18 protein-coding genes are annotated in these 21,257 nt (G+C 66.7%); 11 read left to right on the top strand and 7 right to left on the bottom strand.

The features are described 5' to 3' along the window. Positions 1-153 precede the first annotated feature (153 nt). From Pla108_RS13395 to Pla108_RS13365, 7 genes are all read right to left on the bottom strand, one after another. Entirely contained in the window at positions 154-987 is an 834-nt protein-coding gene (locus Pla108_RS13395) for a purine-nucleoside phosphorylase (protein ID WP_231934486.1), read from the bottom strand. A 127-nt stretch (positions 988-1,114) separates the two neighbouring features. Beyond that, on the bottom strand, positions 1,115-1,951 hold the full coding sequence (locus Pla108_RS13390) for a purine-nucleoside phosphorylase (RefSeq protein ID WP_146445459.1): 837 nt from the start codon (positions 1,949-1,951) through the stop codon (positions 1,115-1,117). A 108-nt stretch (positions 1,952-2,059) separates the two neighbouring features. After that, positions 2,060-2,770, bottom strand: coding sequence for a deoxyribose-phosphate aldolase (deoC, locus tag Pla108_RS13385; protein ID WP_146445458.1), 711 nt, complete (start codon positions 2,768-2,770; stop codon positions 2,060-2,062). Positions 2,771-2,934: 164 nt separating this feature from the next. Then, positions 2,935-3,963, bottom strand: a complete 1,029-nt coding sequence (locus Pla108_RS13380; RefSeq protein ID WP_146445457.1) for an endonuclease/exonuclease/phosphatase family protein — start codon at positions 3,961-3,963, stop codon at positions 2,935-2,937. Between the two features lie 134 nt (positions 3,964-4,097). After that, positions 4,098-4,538: a hypothetical protein gene (locus tag Pla108_RS13375; protein ID WP_146445456.1), complete on the bottom strand. Its 441-nt coding sequence runs from the start codon at positions 4,536-4,538 to the stop codon at positions 4,098-4,100. A 67-nt stretch (positions 4,539-4,605) separates the two neighbouring features. Further along, complete coding sequence (locus tag Pla108_RS13370; RefSeq protein WP_146445455.1) at positions 4,606-5,790, bottom strand: DUF1559 family PulG-like putative transporter; 1,185 nt, start codon at positions 5,788-5,790, stop codon at positions 4,606-4,608. A 248-nt stretch (positions 5,791-6,038) separates the two neighbouring features. Next, entirely contained in the window at positions 6,039-6,815 is a 777-nt protein-coding gene (locus tag Pla108_RS13365) for an AMP nucleosidase (protein ID WP_146445454.1), read from the bottom strand. A gap of 232 nt (positions 6,816-7,047) precedes the next feature. Between Pla108_RS13365 and Pla108_RS13355 the strand changes: the two genes are divergently transcribed. From Pla108_RS13355 to Pla108_RS13305, 11 genes are all read left to right on the top strand, one after another. Beyond that, a complete protein-coding gene (locus Pla108_RS13355; protein ID WP_197526536.1) occupies positions 7,048-7,839 on the top strand; it encodes a Spy/CpxP family protein refolding chaperone in 792 nt (263 codons plus the stop codon). A 155-nt stretch (positions 7,840-7,994) separates the two neighbouring features. Next, positions 7,995-9,701, top strand: coding sequence for a GspE/PulE family protein (locus tag Pla108_RS13350; protein WP_146445451.1), 1,707 nt, complete (start codon positions 7,995-7,997; stop codon positions 9,699-9,701). Positions 9,702-10,060: 359 nt separating this feature from the next. Further along, positions 10,061-11,269 (top strand): type II secretion system F family protein, encoded by a 1,209-nt coding sequence (locus tag Pla108_RS13345; RefSeq protein ID WP_146445450.1) that lies wholly within the window; start codon positions 10,061-10,063, stop codon positions 11,267-11,269. A 259-nt stretch (positions 11,270-11,528) separates the two neighbouring features. After that, a complete protein-coding gene (gene gspG / locus Pla108_RS13340) occupies positions 11,529-11,948 on the top strand; it encodes a type II secretion system major pseudopilin GspG (protein ID WP_197526535.1) in 420 nt (139 codons plus the stop codon). Then, positions 11,920-12,486 carry a prepilin-type N-terminal cleavage/methylation domain-containing protein gene (locus Pla108_RS13335; protein WP_197526534.1) on the top strand — a complete coding sequence of 189 codons (567 nt, stop codon included), beginning with the start codon at positions 11,920-11,922 and terminating at the stop codon, positions 12,484-12,486. Before gspG ends, Pla108_RS13335 begins: the two co-directional genes overlap by 29 nt. A 6-nt stretch (positions 12,487-12,492) precedes the next feature. Then, complete coding sequence (locus Pla108_RS13330; protein WP_146445447.1) at positions 12,493-12,927, top strand: type II secretion system protein; 435 nt, start codon at positions 12,493-12,495, stop codon at positions 12,925-12,927. Further along, a complete protein-coding gene (locus Pla108_RS13325; RefSeq protein WP_146445446.1) occupies positions 12,924-13,757 on the top strand; it encodes a type II secretion system protein GspJ in 834 nt (277 codons plus the stop codon). The genes Pla108_RS13330 and Pla108_RS13325 overlap by 4 nt, the downstream gene beginning before the upstream one ends. 1 nt (position 13,758) lies before the next feature. Next, on the top strand, positions 13,759-15,408 hold the full coding sequence (locus tag Pla108_RS13320; protein WP_146445445.1) for a type II secretion system protein GspK: 1,650 nt from the start codon (positions 13,759-13,761) through the stop codon (positions 15,406-15,408). Positions 15,409-15,663: 255 nt separating this feature from the next. Beyond that, the gene (locus tag Pla108_RS13315; RefSeq protein WP_146445444.1) at positions 15,664-17,322 is read left to right on the top strand and encodes a hypothetical protein; all 1,659 of its coding nucleotides are present in this window, start codon (positions 15,664-15,666) and stop codon (positions 17,320-17,322) included. Then, positions 17,319-18,287: a hypothetical protein gene (locus Pla108_RS13310; RefSeq protein WP_146445443.1), complete on the top strand. Its 969-nt coding sequence runs from the start codon at positions 17,319-17,321 to the stop codon at positions 18,285-18,287. Before Pla108_RS13315 ends, Pla108_RS13310 begins: the two co-directional genes overlap by 4 nt. 178 nt (positions 18,288-18,465) lie before the next feature. Further along, positions 18,466-20,658, top strand: a complete 2,193-nt coding sequence (locus tag Pla108_RS13305; RefSeq protein ID WP_197526533.1) for a serpin family protein — start codon at positions 18,466-18,468, stop codon at positions 20,656-20,658. Positions 20,659-21,257: the final 599 nt, after the last annotated feature.

The raw sequence follows: 21,257 nt of genomic DNA, 5'->3' as shown, positions 1-21,257 counted from the left end.
AGTGGGATTGGAACCACGAAGGCACGAAGGGCACTAAGAAAGGCATTTACCCCTCCCCCTTGTGGGGAGGGGCTAGGGGAGGGGGGTGAAGTAGGTACCCGCCTCTGCCCCCCTCCCCCAACCCCTCCCCACAAGGGGGAGGGGGGATGACAGTTAGCCTGTACTGACAACAACCGCTTCGACGATCGCTCGCAGTTTCTCGCCCGCCGACGCCGCGGCTTTGACGACCTCTTCGTGCGTCGTCTCGCCGAGTTGGTCAGGGGAGCAGGCGTTGGTGATCGTTGAAAGGCCCAGCGTCTTGAGGCCGCAGTGCTGGGCGGCGATCACCTCGGGGACGGTCGACATACCGGCCGCGTCGCCACCGAGACGGCGGGCCATGCGGTACTCGGCGCGCGTCTCGTAGGTGGGGCCGAGCATCCCGACATAGACACCGCGGGGGCAGAAGAATCTGTCCCGCCGCGCGACCGATTCGGCCAGTTCGAGCAGCCCGCGGTCGTACGGCGCCGACATGTCCGGGAACCGAGGTCCAAGCGACTCGTCGTTTACCCCGGTGAGCGGGTTCTGAAACATGAAGTTGATGTGGTCGTCGATCAGCATCACGTCGCCGACGGCGTACGACGGGTTGAGCCCGCCGGCCGCGTTGGAGACGACCAGCGTCTCGACGCCGATCCGCTTCATCACCCACACGGGGAAGGCGGCCTGTTGGGCCGACCAACCTTCGTACAGATGGAAGCGTCCCTGGAGGGCGACGACTTGGCGGTCCGTCCCACGGAGGGCGCCGACCATCAACCGCCCGGCGTGCCCCGCGGCGGTCGAACGCGGGAAGTGCGGCAGGTCGGCGTAGGGGAGGGCGACGGCGTCGTCGATCCGTTCGGCCAACGCGCCGAGGCCCGAGCCAAGGATGACGCCGACCTTCGCCGTGACGCCGCCGGTGGCGGAGTTGATCGCGGCGACCGCGGCGTCGATCTGATCGGCTAGTCCGTCCACGGCGTCATCGCAAAGTTCGAGACTGTGGGAGGCGTCTCCCGACGCCGATTACGCGCTGTCAGCCGGTTTCGCTACGAACCCGTCATCGGCGTCGGGAGACGCCTCCCACATTTCGGTGATTAAATCCTTAGCCCGTCTTCGCCGCTTCGTAATCGAGGATCCCCTCAACGAGCGCCCGCAGCTTGGGCGCCGCGGAGTTGGCGACGCGGATGATCTCTTCGACTTCGGCGACCTGCAGCGCGTCGGGCAGGCACATGTCGGTGACGACCGACATGCCGAACGACCGCAGGCCGCAGTGGACCGCGGTGATCACCTCGGGGATGGTCGACATGCCCACCACGTCGGCGCCGATCGCGCGGAGGAAGCGGTACTCGGCCCGCGTCTCGAGGCACGGCCCCAGGACCGCGACCGACACGCCGCGGTGGACGACAAAGTCATTCCGCCGGGCGATCGCCTGGCCCTCGGCCAGCAGCTCGAAGTCGTAGGGCTGCGACATGTCCGGGAAACGGGGTCCGAGGCGGTCGTCGTTGACGCCGACCAGCGGGTTGTCGCCCAGCAGGTTGATGTGGTCGTCGATCAGCATGACGTCGCCCGGCTGGTAGTAGGGGTTCATCCCCCCCACGGCCTGCGAGACGATGAGCACCTCGGCGCCGAGCGCCTTCATCACCCGCACGGGGAGCGTGATCTGGCTGAGGGGGTAGCCCTCGTAGGCGTGGAACCGCCCCTCCATGACCATCACCGGCAGGCCACGCAGCGAGCCGAAGACCAAGCGGCCGCGGTGGCTTGTTGCGGTCGAAACGGGGAAGTGAGGGATGTCGCCGTAGTCGAGCGTCGCCTCGACCTCGATCGACTCGGCAAAGTTCCCGAGGCCGGTGCCAAGGATGACCCCCGCGTGGGGCTTCTTGTCCCAGACGCTGTGGATCTTGGTGACGGCTTCTTGGATCTGTTCGTAAAGGTGCAGCATCTCTTCTCTTCGGTTGGGTAATTCACCGCGGAGGCGCGGAGAACGCGGAGAGGAGCTCTAGGCAATTCCGAACCTTGGCGTCCTCTGCGTCTCCGCGGTGAGCTTTCTTTAGTAGGAGTCGCCCTCGGCGCCCTTGGCGATCGCCTCGGTCGCGCTGGTGCCGAGGCGCGTGGCGCCCGCTTCGACCAGGCGGACGGCGTCGTCGTAGCTGCGGACGCCGCCGGAGGCTTTGACTTGGACGTTGGGGCCGCACGCGGCGCGCATCAGCCGGATGTCTTCGACGGTGGCGCCGGTCGAGACCAGGGCGCCGTCGGGGCCTTTGACGAAGCCGAAGCCGGTCGAGGTTTTCACGAACGCGGCGCCGGCCGCCTCGCTCAGCTCGCAGAGCTTCCGCTTGTGCTCGTCGGAGGGCATCAGGCCGGTCTCGAAGATCACCTTGGTGATCGCCCCTTTGCTCTTCGCGGCGGCGACCACCGACGCGATGTCGTTGCCAACCGACTCCCACTCGCCGCTCAGCGCCTGGCCGATGTTGATCACCATGTCGACCTCGACCGCGCCGTCGTCGCAGGCGCGGAGGGTCTCGGCCACCTTGGCCGCCGACGTTGTCCCGCCGTGCGGGAAGCCGATCACGGTGCTCGGCGCCACGCCGGAGCCCCGCAACGCGTTCGCCGCGAGCGCGACGTGCGACGGCTTCACACAGACGCTGGCGATCCCCAGCCGGGCCGCCATCTCGCAAGCCGCACGGACGTCGTCAGACGTCTGCGTTGGGTGCAAAACGGCGTGGTCAATAAGCGAGACGACGTTGGCCATGCCCGGCATGATAGATCGATCCGGGCCCGAAGAATAGGACGCGGAAGGCCGTGGATTCAGAGGATCGCAGCGAGTGAGCGGCGGGGCGCTAACCCCCCGGTTCTTCGTTGGCATCAACGTGCAAACCGGGGGCTGGCGCCCCACCGCTCACAACCCATCGGTCGGGCGTTCCGCTATTGAGCGGGGGGCAGCTCGAGGTCGACCACGATCGGGAAATGGTCCGACGTGTCGAGGCCCACCACGTGGCTAATAAAGACCCGCTTGACGTACGGGGCGAGCTCTTTGGGGAGCAGCACGTGGTCGATCGCCGTGAAGACGTCGTCGCCGTCGGCGGCGCCGTTCTCGTTCCAGTCCCAGTGCGACGTGTAGCGGTCGGCCTTCCGCTTGATCCACTGCGCGGCGTTCACCAGCTCGTCGCCGGGTCGGTCGGGGTCGAAGTCCTTGATCTGCTTGATCACGTCGGTCTTCGTCGAGCGGCTGTCGTCCCGGTCGGGGACGTCCGGGTCGTAGTCGTTCAGGTCGCCCAGCACCAGCGGCAGGTAGCCCCGCGGGACGATCTCGCCGCGGATCGCGCGGCCGACGAGCTTCGCTTCGGCGGTCCGGCGCCCGTTAGAGTACGCGTCGTCGGGATTTGACTTCAGGTGCAGGCCGAGCAGGCCGATCTTCCAGCCGTTCACGCTCATGAAGTAGAGCGAATTGCGACTCAGCGAGGTGCCGCCCTTGCGGCTCTTACCGTCCTCGGTGAAGGAAAAGGCCTGGCTCCAGGTGGGGTCGCCCTTGGGCGAGTAGATCGTGCGGATCGGCTCGCCGTCGACCTCATCCAGCGGCAGCCGCGTGATGACGCCGACGTCCATGCCGCTGAACCCGTCGTTCGACTCGACGTGGTAGCCGCGGTAGTCGTCGAGGCCCTTCTCGTGGAGGAGCTCGACGACCTGATCAACCGCCTCGCGGCTGGTCACCTCGACGAGGTTCAGCACGTCGGGCGTGAGGGTCTCGATGACGTTGGCGACCCGCTCGAGGTGCCCGGTCCGGGCGTAGTCGAAGCGGAACTTCTGGAGCTGCCCGGCGTTGACGCTGGGGGCGGTGAGGATCTCGGCGTTGAAGGTGACGATCCGCAGGGGGGTCACGTCGGCGGCCGCGACCCCCGACCGGGTTAGGCAAACGCAAGCCAAGGCGAGGGAGTATAAAACGACACGATTCATAGTGGCGACTCGACGGAGTGAGTGAGGTTTCGATCACCAATCACCCTAATCGTCCCGTCAGGGCGACGCTATCGGCCCGAGACGCGGAGAGTGCGGCTCGGCGACGCGAGCGGCTTCAAGGGAGACGAGCGGCTTCAGAGGTTGGGGCGATCGGTGAACGGCTTAACGGTGCGGTTCAGCCGCCGCGCCTGGGCGAAGGCTTGCTTGGCGCCGGCGGTGTCGCCCTTCTTCTGAAGCACATAGGCCTTAGCGGCCAGGGCGACATCGACCGCCGAACCTTGCTCGATAACCGGCTCGAGCGACGCGAGCGCTTGGTCGATCTCGCCGGTCTGGGCCAGGGCGATCGCCCGCAGCGTGATCGTCTGTTCGTAGATGTCGGGGTTCAGGCCCCCTTGCTCGAGGGCGGCGCCGAGGTCGGCAGCGGCGCCCGCGGCGTCGCCGTCGGAGAGTTTCGCTTCGCCCTCGGTCGCTAGGCGGTTGGCGTCCCTTCGCTGTGCCGTCGGGCCCGAGGCCCCACAGCCAACCAGCGCTAAAATCGCCAGCAACAGAACGGCAGTCGTCGTCAGGCGGGTCAAGGCAATTGGGGCGGGGGAGGGCGCCGTGGCGCGGGCGAAACGGGTAACCGATCGATTCAGCGGCGGGTCACAGCCCGTTCGCGGTTTCGCCCCCGTTGCGCGATCCGGCCGCCCGCCAGACCGTCAGATCGACGCCCGACGTCACGGTGTCGGCGTGACCGTCGGCGTAGCAGACGTTGACGACCCCGCCGCCATGGCTGCTGCGGGCGCTCACCAGGGCGTGCTCACCCGGCCGATCCGAGATCGCCGAGTAGGCGCCGCAGTCGGCGCCCTTCCAGTTGGGCGGGGCGACGTGATTGTACATCGTGCCGCTGTAAGCGGCGAACGGCCAGCCGTTCGAGTAATCCTCGCCAGGCAACCAGCGACCAAACGAGTTGAAGTTAAAGGCGTTAGCCGCCGTCGAAGCGTTCTCGCAACGTCCGTAGATGCTGAAGGGCGTAATCGCTTTGATGTTTTGCTGACGGCCCGGCATCGTGATCATGTCGCTCGGGCCGGCCGGCGAGGCGGCCGGGTTGGCGCCACTCCCCTTGGTGCGCTCGGAGAACATCGCGGTCTTCGAGGTGCCGTCGGTGAACTTGGCGGGGCTCAGCCCTTTGCCAATCGTAAAGGCGCCGTTCCCCCCGCAGGAGAGGTCGTATTCGTTTCCGTCGGGGCCGGTGAACTGCAGCGTCGCGTCGAGGTTGTCCGGCTCATCGACCCCTGCGACGCCCGCGTAGGGCGTGCTGCCGCCGAAGTTGTAGACGTAGTTGTTCTCCGACGTGATCCGTTCGAGGAACGGGTCGCTCGGACAGACAAACATCTCGGCGGCGTTGTTGTACGCCTCGTAGTTGACGTTGTACGGCGTCGCACCGGACGTCATCCGGTGTGACTGCCCGACGCTGAAGTCGATCAAGTCGTAGATGGCCGTTTCTTCCATGTAGGGAAGAACACGGACGTGGACCGAGTAGAAGCCGGTCTTGGTCGAGGCGTTTTGCGCCACCGCGTTGTAGTTGGTGCCGCCCTGCGCCATGCCGCCCACTTCCCAGTCGGGCCAGCCGCGGCCGGGCGGGTAGACCTTGTTGGCGCTGGCGTAGTTGATCGCGGCGAGCCCGATCTGCTTCACCTTGTTCATGCAGCTGATCCGCCGGGCCGACTCCCGCGCCGCTTGGACCGCGGGCAAGAGCAACGCCACCAAGATGCCGATGATGGCGATCACCACGAGCAACTCGACGAGCGTGAAACCTAGCCGACGCGGAGGGGTCTGGGCATTCATTGCGGGGTCTTCACCGTAACGGGCGGGGAATCGTCGGCAGAAATCATCCAGCAGTGACGTCGCGAGTCGCCGTGGACGGTCGCAGCAGGGGGGCGGGGGAGGCGGGGCACCCGGGCGGCGGGGCCATCCAGGAGCCTCGCATCATAGCCGTGTGCTAGCCCCTTCGTCCAACGTGTGACCGACGTTTTTTAGCAACTTGGCTGCGCTTTTTGTCCTTCGGCGTTGCGCTTATTCGCGAGTTGGGGCCCTCAGTACCGGAAGTGCTTTATCTCTTCCCCCTTGTCGTCAATGTCGGAAAGGGCGTCGATCCCGAGCTCGAGGTGGATCTTCCCCCAATCGCGGCTCACGGCGGCGTCGCTGAGCGAGGTCTTGACCCCCTCGGGCGTCGTCGGCACGTCCGACACCAGCAGCAACGCCCCGCGGGCGATCTGGTTGGCGTGGCCGACAATGAAGAGCGTGGCGGTCTCCATATCGATGCCGATCGGCGTGAACGATTGCAGCCGTTCGCGGAACGCGGCGTCGTGTTCCCAGACGCGGCGGTTGGTCGTGTAGACCACGCCGGTCCGGTAGTCGAGGTTCCGCTCGACCAGCTTCTGCGACACGAACTTGTGCAGCTTGAAGGACGGCAGGGCCGGCACCAGCGGGTCCATGTAGTCGTCCGACGTCCCCTCACCCCGGATCGCGCCGATCGGCAGGATGAAGTGGCCGATCTCGGTCGAGTGCTTGAGCCCGCCGCACTTGCCCAGGAAGAGCACCGCTTTGGGCCGGTGCGCGGTCAGCAGGTCCATGACGGTCGCCGCGTTGGGCGAACCGATCCCAAAGTTGATGATGGTCAGCCCGTCGGCGTTGGTCGCGGCCTGCATGGGGCGATCCTCGCCGTAGACCTCACAGTCAAAGCGTTCCGCGAACCGGTGGACGTAGTCGTGGAAGTTCGTCAGCAGGACGTAGTCGCCGAATTTCGACAGCGGCATCCCGGTGTAGCGGGTAAGCCAGTCGCGAACGATCTCTTCTTTGCTAAGCGCCATCGGCGGGGTCCACAGCGGGGTGGTGAGAGCGGCTGATTGCGCAAGCTACGTCGTTCCGCTACCCCTCTGCAATGCCGACCGGGGGGCTGGCCCGGCGGTGTGAAAGATTTCCCGGCGCCTCGGCCCCGCCAGCCGGGTTAGGTTGGGTAGAGACGGCAAGCCTTTCGCCGCGGACCCCGCGGCGCTTCCGGCCCGACTGACTGGTTCCCGAACTTTTCTGGAGATGAGTGACATGGACGCCCTGAAGGCGCTCACCCGGCTGGCGCCCGCTGTGGTGCTGGTTGTTGGCCTTTCGACTGTGGCGATGGCGCAGCCCCCCGGTCCGCCCCCGGGCGGCCCTGGATTTGGCGGTCGCGGCGGCCCCGGCGGACCCGGTGGACGTGGCGGCATTGGCATGCTGCTCCGCTCGCCCGACGTGCAGAGCGAGCTCGAGCTGCTCGACAACCAGAAGGAGCAGCTCCGAGAGATCGAAGACGAGATGCGCAGCAAGATGCGCGAAATGTTCGGCGGCGGCCGTCGTGGCGGGGAACGTCCCGATTTCGAGGCCATGCGGGCCCAAATGGAAGAGATGCGGGGCGAGATCGAGGGCCGGATCGGCGAGGTCCTTTCGACTCAGCAGATGGATCGTCTCCGTCAGATCGACACCCAGCAGCAGCTCAACAACGGCGGCGCTCGGTCGCTGATGGGCGGACCGCTGGCGGATAAGCTCGGCCTCACCGACGAGCAGAAGGCCCAACTTCGTGAGAAGGCCCAGGAAGTCCAGGCCGAGATGCAAGAGAAAATGACCGCCGCCCGGGCCGAGGCACGCGACAAGCTCCTCGAGGTCCTCACGAGCGAGCAGCGGGCCATGTTGGACGAGATGACCGGCGCCCCGTTCACCATGAGCGATCAGCCGGGGCCCCCGCCCCGTGGTGACCGGGCCGGACGCCGCGGCGATCGGGCCGGCGGCCCGCCCGAGGGTCGTCCGGGTGGCCGCCGGGGCGGTCGTCCCGGCCCCCCGCCCGGGGACAATTCGGAGCTTTGAGCGCTGTGAACCGCAAGAACAGCGATTTTTAGACGAAATACCGACGCCGGGCGGCTCTCGTTTGCCGCCCGGCGTTCGGTCATTGATAATCAGGGGTCGAGAGTCCCCGCCTCGCTTTCCCGCCTCCTCCCCCCCGTTTCCCCCCCGTTCATCGCATGGATTCGGTCGCCGTTCTGCTGAAGCACGGCGCCCTCACGCCCGAGGCGGCCGCCGACCTGCGCGCCCTGAACGGCGATGCGGGCGGCAAACCGCTCCACGAAGTGGCCGTCCTGCGGGGCTACGTCGCCGAGGAAGATGTCCTTTCGGCCTTTGGCGCCGAGCTCGGCGCCGAGTGCGTCGACCTGAACCACGCGAATCCCGACCTGTCGCTGCTCGACGTTTTCCCCCAGCGGTTGATGCACCGCCACGGGCTGTTCCCGGTCAGCCGCGAGAACGGCACGCTGCGGATCGCGACCAGCGACCCGCTCGACTTCGAGTCACTCGACGAGGTCGGCGCGCTCACCGGGCTGTCGATCGAGCCGCTGCTCGCCACGCGGCGCCAGATCGCCGAGCGGTTGAAAGCCCATCTCGGCGTCGGCAGCGAAACGGTCGAAGGCCTCGTCGCCGCCCGTCAGGCCGAGAGCGGTGTCGAGTTGCTCGAAGAGATCGACGCCGACGCGGCCGAACTCGCCGAGGGCGCGCATGAGGCGTCGGTTGTCCGGCTCGTGAACGAGATCCTCCTCGAAGCGATCCAGACCCGCGCGTCGGACGTCCACATCGAGTCCGAGGCCACCGGCATCCGCATCCGCTACCGCATCGACGGCCTACTGGTCGAGCAGCCCACCCCGCCTGAGATCAACCACTTCCGCGCCGCGATCGTCAGCCGCCTGAAGATCATGGCGCACCTGAACATCGCCGAGAAGCGGCTGCCGCAGGACGGCCGGATCAAGCTCCGCGTCGAAGGGCGCGAGGTCGACGTCCGGATGTCGGTAATCCCGATGGTCCACGGCGAGGGGATCGTCATGCGTCTGCTCGACAAGGGACGCATGGAGTTCTCGCTGCAGGCCATGGGGCTCGGCGACACGCTCTACAAGCAGATGAGCAGTCTCATCCGCGCGCCGCACGGCATCGTGCTAGTGACGGGACCGACCGGCTCGGGCAAGACGACGACGCTCTACAGTGCGCTGACCGAGATCCGTGACGAGACTACAAAAATCATCACGACCGAGGACCCGGTCGAGTACCAGCTGCCGGGGATCGCGCAGATCCAGGTCCACCCGAAGATCGGCCTGACGTTCGCCGCGTCGCTGCGGTCGATCTTGCGGCACGACCCCGACGTGGTGCTGGTCGGCGAAATCCGCGACCACGAGACCGCCGAGAACGCGATCCAGGCGGCGCTCACGGGTCACCTCGTGTTTAGCACGTTGCACACCAACGACGCCCCCAGCGCCTACACCCGCCTGATCGACATGGGGATCGAGCCGTTCCTCGTGGCGAGCACGATCGAAGCGGTGATGGCCCAGCGGCTGGTCCGGCGGCTTTGTACGAAATGCCGTACGCCGTACACGCCGAAGAAAGACGACCTGCCGCGTGACTTCCCGTGGGAGCTGCTCGAGGCGGCCGGCGGCCAGCTCTATCAGGCCAAGGGTTGCCGGGCGTGCCGCGAACTCGGCTACGCCGGCCGGCAAGGCATCTTCGAGTTATGCGAAACAACCGACCCCGTCCGGCAATTGGCGCACGACCGCGCCAGCAGCTGGGAGATCCGCAAGGCGGCGCTCAGCACCGGCATGCGGACGCTCCGACAAGACGCCTGGGACAAGGCGATCGCGGGGATCACCACCGTGGATGAAGTGGCGCGTGTCACCCGCGGAGACCAGGCCTAACCGCGAGCGCAGCGAGTCGATTTCCCCCTCCACCGCTTGCGGGGGAGGGGCTAGGGGAGGGGGCAGAACCCGGGTACTTGTTCGGCATCCACCAATACACTGCCCGCGAAGAGGCGACTAATGCCTTGTGAAAGCTGAATCATAGGGGGAGCCGATTGGGCGCTAGCCCCGGTTGAATCACCAAGAACCGTGGCTAGCGCTAAAACGGCTAGTGGAGCCAACCCCTCTTTCTAGCTTTGACAAAGCACTAGTTCGTTTGAACACATGTACCTATTTCGCCCCCTCCCCTAACCCCTCCCCCTGAAAGGGGGCGGGGGATTACGGCTCACTTCGTTCGCTCAACTATCCCACCTGCAACCTTGCCTGACTTCGCCTACACAGCGCGTTCGCTCGCCGGCGAGCTCCTCACCGGGACGCTCACCGCCGGCTCTGCGCGCGAGGCGATGTCGCAGCTGTCGGCCAAGGACCTCTTCCCGATCAAGGTCGAGGCGGCCAAGGGGGGCGTCGCGTCGGGCGCCGACGGGTCGATTCGTGTCCCCACCGCCAAGGTGACGCCGGTCTATAGCCAGCTCTCGGCGCTGCTGCGGAGTGGCGTGCCACTCTTGCGTTCGCTGGCGGTTGTGAAGGAGCAGTCGTCGCACAAGGCGCTCAAGGCGGTGATGGAAGACGTCTACGCCCAGGTCGAAGAGGGGGCGAGCCTCGCCGAGGCGATGGCGCGACACCCGCGCGCGTTCGGCGAGTTGGCCGTCAGCATGGTCCGCGCCGGCGGCGAGGGGGGCTTCCTCGAGGACTCGCTCGACCGCGTCGCCGCGTTCACCGAGCAACAGGCTGAGCTCCGCGGCAAGGTGGCCGGCGCGCTGGCGTACCCGGTCATCTTGTGCGTGATCGGCGTCTTGGTGGTGACCGGCCTGATCGTGTTCGCGGTGCCGATGGTCTCCGAGATTTTTGCGAGGCTCAAGGAACGGGGCGAACTGCCGTGGGTCACCGAAGCGTTGCTCGCCTTGAGCGCTTTCCTCGGGAGCTACGGCTTGTTCGTGCTGGCGGCGCTCGTCGGCGTCGGGTACGGCGTCTCGAAGTGGATGGCGACGCCCCGCGGCCGCGACGTGATGGACCGCGTACGGATCAAAGCGCCGCTGATGGGGCCGATCAGCCGCAGCCTCTCCGTGGCCCGGCTCTGCCGTGTGCTGGGAACGCTCCTCAAGGGGGGCGTGCCGATCGTCCGCGCGCTCGACATCGCCGCCGACTCGGCCGGCAACCGCGTCCTGTCGGGCGTCGTCCGTGGCGCGGCCGAGAGCATCAAGTCGGGCGAGTCGCTCGCCGCGCCGCTCGGCGCGAGTGGCGACTTCCCACGCGACGTCTGCGAGATGATCGCCGTCGCCGAACAATCCAACAGCCTTGAGACCGTCCTCGAACAGGTGGCCGATTCACTTGAGCGGTCGACTTGGCGTAAGATCGAACTAGCGGTGCGGCTCATCGAGCCGCTGATGCTCGTGATGTTAGCGAGCGCCGTCCTGGTGGTGGTGATCGCGCTACTGATGCCGATCATCAACGCCGGCGGCGCCTTGTAGGAGACTTTATGAAGGGGGATGTGGGGATGCCGGGGGATAAGGGGATGCCGGTTCGAGGGGGGCATGCTCCTCTCGAATGGCGACAAGGTGAGTGATTAAGCAAGCGAGATGCTCGTCGCACCTAGGAACTCGCCTTCTCCAGAAATTTCGATCTGCCGAAAGACCATCCCCCCATCTCCCCCTATCCCCACATCTCCTTTTCAAAACTCACCCCAACAAGAGAAGAGGTTTTTGCATGGACAGGCGTAAGAGATCGAATTTGAGAAGTAAGCGACGGGCTGTGGCGGCGTTTACGCTGCTCGAGGTCTTGCTCGTGCTGGTGATCCTGGTGGTCCTCGGTTCGATGGCGACGCTCGCCGTCACGGGGCAACAGGACAAGGCGCTGCGCAACTCGGCCCGCGCTCAGGTGCAGCTCTTCAGCCGCACGATCGAGCAGTACCGGTTCGACATGAAGAAGATGCCCGAGTCGCTCGACGAGCTGGTCGAGAAGCCGAGCGATTCGAAGCTGGCCGACCGTTGGGCCGGGCCGTACCTCAACAAGAAGACGATCCCGCTCGACCCGTGGGACAATGACTACCGGTACGAGTCGAAAGACAACGATTTCAAAGTCTGGTCCGTCGGGCCGGACGGCAGCGACGGGACTGACGACGATGTATCGTCCGACGACGAGGGAACTTGAGCCACGCGGCCCGGCGGGCTTCACGCTCGTCGAGCTGATGCTGGTGCTGTCGCTCGTGGTGGTGCTCGCCGCGCTGGCGGCGCCGTCGCTCAGCGGGACGCTCGCGCGGGTGCGGCTCGAAGCGGCCGCCGAGGCGGTCCGCACCGCGTGGGCCGACGCCCGCCTCGAAGCGATGCGCACCGGCCAACCGGTCGTCTTCCAGTGCCGGCTCGGCACGGGCGAGTACACGCTGTCGAAACTCACCGACGCCACGGCGGCGCTCGCGGGGGCGACCGACACGGCCGACCAAGAGCAGCTGGCCAACGATGAGCACGAGGACCTCGGCGCCATCACGTTCACGCAGCTGTCGGTCGGCGACCCGCTCGACCCGCTCCTCGACCCGTCGGTAGCGGCGTGTGTCGTCTTCCGTCCCGACGGCGCGGCGGACGACGCCTGGGCGATCGTCGAGGCCGCCAACGGCCAGCGACGCCAGATCACACTGCGCGGCCTGACCGGCGCGGCAAGGATCGAAGAGGTCGCCGTGTCGGAGGGAACGTAGTACGCCATGCGTCGCCGTCGCAAAAGCCGCCCCGCCTTCACGCTACTCGAGGTGATCCTCGCGCTGGCGATCCTGGGCATAGCGCTGGCGACGCTCGGCCAAGCGGTCGGCCGATCGCACGAAAACGCCCGTCGCGCCGCTGACCAAGCCGACCTCTGCTTTGCGGCCACCTCGTTGCTCGACGAGGTGCTGGTCGGCGCGCGGCCGCTGACGGTGGTGGCGAACGAGCCGCTGGCCAACCCGGTCGACCCGGCGGGGCCGCCCGTGGCGCTGCTGTCGCTCACGATCGAGAACGGCCCGCTCGACGGCGTGTTGGTGCTCCGCGCCAGCGCCCGACCTAACGATCCGGCTGCGCCGTTGGTCGACACCATCGAAATCGTCCGCTGGGTCGTCGATCCGGCGCTCGAAGAATCGGCCTCGTCGGCGGAGGCTGCGCTATGAACCTTCGCCGCGGCTTCTCGCTGATCGAACTCGTGCTGGCGATCAGCCTGTCGATTGCGCTGGTCGCCTTGCTGGGGCTCGCTATTGACCTGCACTTGGTGCGGCTCGATTCAAGCCGCACGACGATCGAGCAGGCGCAGCTCGCGCGGGCGATCCTCGACCGCATTACGACCGACCTGCGGGGGGTGACAACGGCGCCGCCGCAAGACGTTTCGGAACAACTGGCCGCGGCCGAGTCGGCGGCGAAGTTCAACGTGGATGAAGTCGACCAGACGACGGAGACCGACGAGTCGGCCGAGGCGGTCGCCAGCGAGACGGAAACGGCGCCAGGCCTTTACGGCACGATCGATACGGTGACGATCGACACGCGCCAGCTCTGGCAGTCACTGGTCACCGCTGAGGCGGGCCAGCCGCCGGTGACGCGGGTCGGCGCCGGTTGGATTCAGATCACCTACGGCATGTCGCTCGTCGCGGAGACGCCCGGCCTAGTGCGGAGCGAGACCCCCCGCGACGCCGCCCGCTGGCGGACCGAGCAAGGCCAGACGGCGCCGGTCATCGAACCGATCGCCGCCGAGGTGCGGGGCGTTCAGTTCCGCTACTTCGACGGCGACCAGCTGCTCGAGGTCTGGGACATGGCCGACCAGGAGACGCTTCCGACGGCGGTCGAAGTCCGGATCGAACTGGCCCCCGCCGACGCCGCGGACGCAACCAACAGCAACGCCGAACGCCAGGCGACAAAGATCTACCGGCGTGTGGTCCGCTTGCCGGCAGCCGCCGACGAGAACGAAGAAGACGCCGCTGCCACCGCCACCGACACGGAGGCGGTCTGACATGCGTCGCCCCCCCGTTCGTAATCGCCGCGGCGTGCTGCTGATGGTGGTGCTGGTCGTCGTCGCTCTGATGTCGATCGCCAACCTGTCGTACTTCGACTGGACGTTCGCCGAACGCAAGGCGGCCGACGCCACGGTCCGTCGCGAGCAGGCCTACGCCGCCGCCGAGTCGGCCGTCGAGATGCTCCGCGTCTACCTGTCGGAAGACGCGACCACGATCGACCAAGACGGCGGCTGGTACGAGAACCCGGCGCGGTTCCGCGCGGTGCTGGTCGCCGACAGCCCCGCCGCCGAGTTGCGTGTCCGCGCCGCGGCGGTCGCGCCGCGTTGGGGCGCCTTGCGGCTTGAGGGGGGGCGTTTCGGCCTTGAGGATGAATCGGGCCGGCTGAACCTCAACACGCTGCTCGTGATGGAGGCCCGTGAAGAAGACGCCGGCCGCAACCAGCTGCTCGCCCTGCCGGGCATGAGCGAGGCGATCGCCGACGCGATCCTCGACTGGCTCGACGAGGACGACCAAGTCCGCTCCCAAGGCGCCGAACGCGACTACTACTCGACGCTCGAGACGCCGCTGCTCCCCGCCAACGGCCCGCTGGCGACGCTCGAGCAGCTCCTCCAAGTGAAAGGCGTCACCCCCGAACTGTTCTGGGGCGTCGACCAGGACCGCAACCACGAAGCGACCGAGACCGAGGCGGCCGTGATCGCAATGCCGGTCGACAACGCGTCGGGCGAACTCGACGGCGGTTGGGCGTCGATGCTGACGCTCTACAGCGCCGAGGCGAACGTCCAGGCCGACGGGTCGCCGAAGATCAACGTCAACAGCGACGACCTCGAGCAACTCCACACCGACATCGAGGCGGCCCTCGGTCTCGACGCGGCCAACTTCATCGTCGCCTACCGCCAAGGCGGCCCCGAAGAGGACTCGGACGATGCGGCCGAGGCGGGCGCCGACGCTGCAGACTCGGAGGCATCCAACGAGGTGACGGTTCTCGGTGAAGGTGAAAGCGACGACGGGCTCTCGTTGGAAACCAAGGACGCCAGCGTCATCACGGTCGACTTCGACACCCCCGCCGCGGTGGCGATCCAGGACCCGCTCGACTTGGTCGGCGTGACGGTCCGCGTTGTCGAGTCGGGGCAACTCCAGCCGACGTTGGTCGAGTCGCCTTGGCAAGAAGGGAACGGCACGATGGCCGCAGGTCTCGCCGACGTGATGGCGACGCTCACGACGACCGACTCGCCGTCGATCCCGGGCCGGGTGAACATCAACCAGGCGCCCCGCGCCGTGCTCACCGGTCTGCCCGGCATGCCGCTCGGCACGGTCGACGCGATCGTCGCCAACCGCGACCCAACGGCCGGCTCGACACGGGCCGATCGTCTGCAAGCGACGTGGCTGCTTACCGAGGGGTATGTCGATCTCGAGGCGATGCGCGCCCTCGCGCCGTACGTCACGGGGCAGGGGGCCGTCTACCGCACCCAGGTGGTCGGCGGCTACGAAGCGGGGGGCCCGATCCGCCGACTCGAGGTGGTGCTCGACACGACGACCCTCCCCCCTAAGGTGGTGCTACGCCGCGACCTGACGCCCCTCGGCGCCGGTTTTGACCCCGCCGTGACACTCGTCCCCGAGGGCGCCGCTCAAACCGCCGCGCTACCGTGACGGGAGGAGCGGAGAAAACCTTTCGGAGACCCCTCCTCCAGGGAGGTGGGTGAGTAAACTAGAGGGTCAGGACCGTGTTGGCGTTACCGAACGATTGCGTTGCCCAGGTCCCCCTCATTCTTCGGAGGGAGGGTCGAGGGGAGGGTGTCGAAGCGTGTACCCGACGCGCCCCTCTACCTCATGCCCTCCACCTGAAGGGACGCAGAAGGGACACCACGTCCACACGGCTCGCCCTACGCTATTGAGACCCCGACTTTGCTAACCCTCGCCCTCCAGACCGACAGCCGCGGCGTCACCGGCGTACTCGTCGACCGCGCGAAATCGGGCGCTACGCAGTTCGTCGGCGTGGCGACGGTCGAGCGCGCCGCGACCGCCGCGAAGCTCGCCGCGGCGCTGCAAGCGGCGTTGCCGAAACTCAATGGCGGGAAACCCCTGGTCGCCGTGGCGTTGGGGCCCGACGAGGTCCGCGTCAAACGGCTCGCCGTCCCGCCGGCGCCCGCTGAAGAGTTGCCGCCGATCGTGGCGATGCAGGCGGCGCGCGAAGCGGCCGTCGATGCCGACGCGATCGTCGCCGACTTTGTCCCTCCCGCCGCCGAAGGCGCCCCCGCCGCGCTCACGGCCTGGGCGACACAAGAGACGCTCACCTTTTGGCAAGCGGTCGCCGAAGAGCTCGGCGGCAAGCTCACCGTCGTCGCGCCCCGCGCGCTCGCCGGTGCTCAGCTCATCCGTGACGGGGCGTCGACGCTCCTCGTCACCCGCGCCGGTGACTCGCTCGACCTGATCGCCCGTCACGGGGGCGAGCCGGTGCTCGTCCGCTCGGCGCGCGTCGGCGACGGCCCCGCCGACCGAGAGCTCCGCCGCACGTTGTTATCGCTCTCGGGCGAAGGGGTCGAATCGCCGCGGGTCGTCGCGTCGCACGCCGACCTCGGCGCCAGCGAGCTCATCGACTGGCAGAACGTCCTGGCGACGCTCGGCGCCGACACCCCCCATGCGGCCACGCTCGGCGACGCCGCCGCAGCGACCGGCTTGGCGCTGGGTGGCGCGTCGCTCATCAACCTCGCCGACCCCCGCCGCCCGCCGGTGGCGAAGACCGACCGCCGCCGGCAGATCCTGCTCGGCGTCACCGCGGCGACGGTGCTGCTCGCCGGCGTCTGGATGGCGTACGACCGCATGGCCCGGCTCGACCGCCAGATCACCGACAAAGAGCGCGAGATCGCCGCCGCCGAGGCAGAAGTCGAAGCCTTCGAGCCCTACCGCGACCGCGTCGCCGCGCTCGACGCCTGGCGGCAGAGCGACGTCAACTGGCTCGACGAACTCGACCGCCTCAGCCAGAAGCTGCGCCCCGAGCCGCTCGACGCCAAGGACTTCCCCGTCGCCAACGACATCCGCGCCACGCAGCTGATCGCCACCGCCTTCCTCGGCGGCGACGAGCCGGGCGGCCGCGTCGACCTGACCGCCGTCGCCCGCAGCTCTTCGACCAGCGAACTCGAAGCCCGGCTGCGGAGCGACGACCACCCGGTCGAACCGATCTCCACGGCCGAGTCGCCCGCCAAGGACGCCTACCGCTACAAGTACAGCGCCCTGCTGCGGGTGCCGCCCGACCTGCTCGAAGACGACGGGCCAACAACCGATGATTCAGTCGCAGACGACGCTGTCGCGGACGACGCGAAGGAAGAGAAGCCAACCGCCGAGGAACCCGTCGCCGAGGAACCCGTCGCCGTGGAACCCGCCGCTAACGGCGCTACCGCCGATAACGCCGAACCCAACGCCGTCGAAACCGACACCGCGCCGACAGTCGAGACAACATCAGAAGACGCCGGTTCCAAAGACGCTGAGAATGAAGACGCCACGCCTGACGACGCCGCGGAAGCATCGGAAGTGAAAGAAGCGTCCGCCGAGGAGGTGACGCCATGAACCAGCGCGAGAAAACGCTGCTCGGCGGCATCGTCGGCCTCATCGTCCTCTGGTTCGCCTGGAGCGGCTTTACGTCCTATCAAGCGGGCTACGACCGGCGCGAGCGGACGCTCGTCGAGCTCGACGAGCAACTCTTCGACGCCGGCGTCGACGCCCGCCGCGCCCGCCAATCGCTGCGGCGGCTCGAGCAGTACCAAGAGGCGTCGCTGCCCATCGATCCCGACGTGGCGCGGAGCGTCTACTCGGCGTGGCTGATCGACACGATCCAGCAGTCGGGCCTCGAGCTCGGCTCGGTGAAGTGGGCGTCGACGCGTCGCTACGACAACGCCGCCACCGGCGTGTCGTTCAACGCCACCGCGAGCGGCTCGCCCGGGGCGGTGACGCGCCTGCTCGACGCCTACTACCGGCTCGACGTGCTGCACCAGCTGACGAACCTGCAACTCCGCCCCGCCGACGACGAGGGCGCCGAGTGGAGCGTCACGTTCACCACGATCGCGATGATCGTCGACGGCGCGATCCGCGAGGCCGGCCTCCCCGAGGCGCCGCGCGAACCGGCCCGACTCGACCGCCCGACGGCCGACGCCTACGTCGACAGCGTGGTGGGCCGCAACCTGTTCGCCAGCTACACCCCCCCGCCGCCGGTCCGTACTGAGCCGACGAAGGTGGTCCGCGAGGCGCCCAAGCCGAAGCCGACCCCGCCCCCCTTCGACGACGCCGAGCACGCCAGCCTCTCGGGCATCGTCGGCTACGGCGCCGCCTACGAGGCGTGGGTCGTCGTCCGCACCACGGGCGAGACGTTGCGTCTCCACAACGGCGACGCGCTCGAAGTCGGCCAACTCAAGGCGCGCGTGCAAAGCGTCTCGCCGCGCGAAATGATTGTTGAGGGCGACGACGGCGTGCTGTGGACGGTTGAGCTGGGTGAGAAGCTGCGCGAAGCGCAGAAGAGTGCGGGCGACGCAACTTAGGAACGCTGGCCAACCGTTGCTCGGCTAGCAACGAACCCCAGTGGGTCGATTCTTCTATTTCGCCCCCCGTTCTATTTGCCGAACGGCCCGAAGCGCGTTAGGGTCACGACGGCAATAGATGGCTCGATGCGTCGTTTGCCGTTGCATTGCGGTCCCACCTCTTCGCCGGAGGCGCCAAGTGTCACTCCTCAATCGTCGCGCCCGTTGCGAAGTCGCCCGACACCGACTCTCTTCTGCTCGGACGTTAAGTCTCGAGTCGCTGGAAGACCGCCGACTGCTGTCCGCCACGGCGGCGTCCAACGCGGTCAACCAGTTTGGGATCGATGTTTATGGGCACATGCAGCGCGAAGAGGGGAACCTTTTTTTCTCGCCGCTGAGCATTTCAACGGGCTTGGCGATGACGGCGGCAGGAGCAGCCGGCCCAACTCTGGCGGAGATGCAGGAGGTTTTGCATTTAGGGACGGACCCGGCCATCAACGCTTCGTACCGTGAATTGCTCATCTCCATGCTCGTCCGATCGTTTTCGGACGAGGACTTCGAGTTGCTCGTGTCGAACGCCATCTGGCCCGGAGAGGGCATACCGGTCAATCAAGCTTTCCTCGACACAATCCAGACCGACTACTTCGGCCACGTCGAGAATGTCGACTTCGCAAACCCCCAAGTTGCGGAAGACCTGATCAACGCTTGGGTCGCCGATAGAACCGAGCAAAAAATCACTGATTTGGTGGACGAACTCGATCCAAGGACGCTAATGGTGCTGACCAACACGGTCTACTTTAGCTCGCTTTGGGACCACCCCTTTGATCCTCAGTACACCGGTGACTCTCAATTCTACCGCGGCCCGGCTGACATCGTTACGACGCCGATGATGTACACCGAGCCATTAGCGGCCCGGACGCAGATAGGTGGTTTCGATGTCTTGGATCTGCCATTCGCCAACGGAAAATCGTCGATGATTTTGGCGATGCCCGTCCAACAGAACGGGCCGAACGCCTTGTCGGAAGAGTTGCTGGTTGACATCGAGAGTTGGGTTGACAGCGCGCCCGAAGTCGAACAATTGCAAGTCCGTTTGCCAAAGTTTCAGACCACGGTTGAAACCAACCTTAACCAACTGCTCGCGGACTTGGGGATGCCGTCGGCATTCGACGCGACGGCGGCTGATTTCTCTGGGATGTTTGGCGCCGATGGGGCGTTCCTAGAAACCGTCTTTCATAAGGCGACGATTGATGTCAGGGAAGAAGGGACCGAGGCATCTGCGGCGACTGAGGTCGAGCTCGCATTGTGCTTTGCCGGGGGTACACCCGTTCTGACACCCGATGGCTCCAAGTCGATCGAACAACTCCGCGTTGGCGACATCGTTCTCGCACGCGACGAGCACAACATCGAAGGCGAGCTTCACCCGAAGTTTATCGAAGAGACTCGCCAAGGGACGTCACCCGTCTTGGAAGTGACGGTGCAGGGACGCGCGATTCTTGTCACCCCGGCGCACCCCTTCTTCGTCAAGGGACACGGCTGGACCCCGGCCGACAAATTGAGCCGCGGCGACCTGCTAGCGACCAATGGCGTTGACTGGGGCGCTGTTGAGCAGGTTCGACAAACCGAGCAGGCCATCCCCGTCTTCAATCTACGGGTCGCCGACTACCACACCTACTTTATTGGCGGCGACTCGTGGGAGTTCGCTGTCTGGACCCACAACTTCTACGGGGACGGGTTCTATGTCGATCAGCCGTTCCATTTCATGATTCGCGACAACGTGACGGACACGATCGCTTTCATGGGCCGAATCGACGATCCGACACAGCTTTTGAATTCGGTCGACCCGGCTATTGAGGCGGCCGTCGCCGTGCCTGGCGACTACGACGGTGACAGCGACGTCGATGCGGACGATTACGACGTCTGGCGAGCCGCGTACGGAGCCGTGGGCGTCGGCCTCCCCGCTGACGGCAATGGCGACGGGACCGTCAATTCCGCCGATTACACGATTTGGCGGGACCATCTCGGGACGGGAGTGAACACTACAGCGCCCGCCCCGGTGGAGAGTCAACAAGCCAGCGTGGGGAGCGCGTCCGAAACCTCAGAGTCGCCGACTGTGGGGAACTTCTTCGCCAACGAAATGGGCCAACCCTCAGCCGCCAACCGGGGAATTCGCCCCTCCTTCCGACCAGCCGTCGCGCCGACTCCCAGAGAGGATCGACTCCTCCTGTTGGTGAGTCCCAGCCATCTGAACGCCATCAGCGACCTTGGTGACGATGCCCGTCTGCGCCAGGTTGAGACCGAGTCGCGAAACATTGATCGCGGCTTTGAGGAACTGGGGCGTGAGAAACGCACAGGTGTCCGGGCATCGTTTCGGCCGGCTGCCCGCTCACTCTAGCTAAGCCGCGCCCAGCGATACGTCCGCAGTCGCTGCCGGGCAGGTGAACTAAAAGCAACACCTAAGAACTCGACGAAGCAAGCGACCGTCCACCAATTCATCGCTTCCGGTGGTTACGTGCGCACACTGAAGCGATTGGCTGTTCACCACCGGCCCAGTCGTGAGTGACGTTTGTTTTATGCGATGGCGGCCGTGATAGCTTGAGTCGAACGCGCCAGCGTCGGGCGATCGGGGCGGGGAAGGCCATGCTTCGTTCGCCCGCGGCTAGCGCCGTCGGCTCAAGGCGCCACACCTTCAAGGGCCACGAACCACGGGGTGGAGCCGGTCGCGACAACCGCCGTTTTGGCCACGTGCGCGAAACCGAATTGATGGAAGGACCTCGCGCACCGGTCGGGGTTCGGTTCCGAGAAAAACGAACGGAAGTTGGCCACCCGCCGCGGATTCAGGGCCGCTAGCGGGCCGTCGCGGTGGCGCCAGCAGCGGCTCTCCGCGGAAATCGTGGCCGAGCGTGGCGGACTTTGCCGATGTTCCGGGTGACGCCGGTTGTATCGACCGGCGCAGCCAGGGTGCGCCGCGACCGCTCCGGACTTCGGAACGAC

Origin of the sequence: Botrimarina colliarenosi, from assembly GCF_007859955.1 — a bacterium.
In the GTDB taxonomy this organism is placed as follows: domain Bacteria; phylum Planctomycetota; class Planctomycetia; order Pirellulales; family Lacipirellulaceae; genus Botrimarina; species Botrimarina colliarenosi.
The sequence above is the reverse complement of the archived record's forward strand: the minus strand, read 5'-3'. Positions and strand labels throughout refer to the sequence as shown.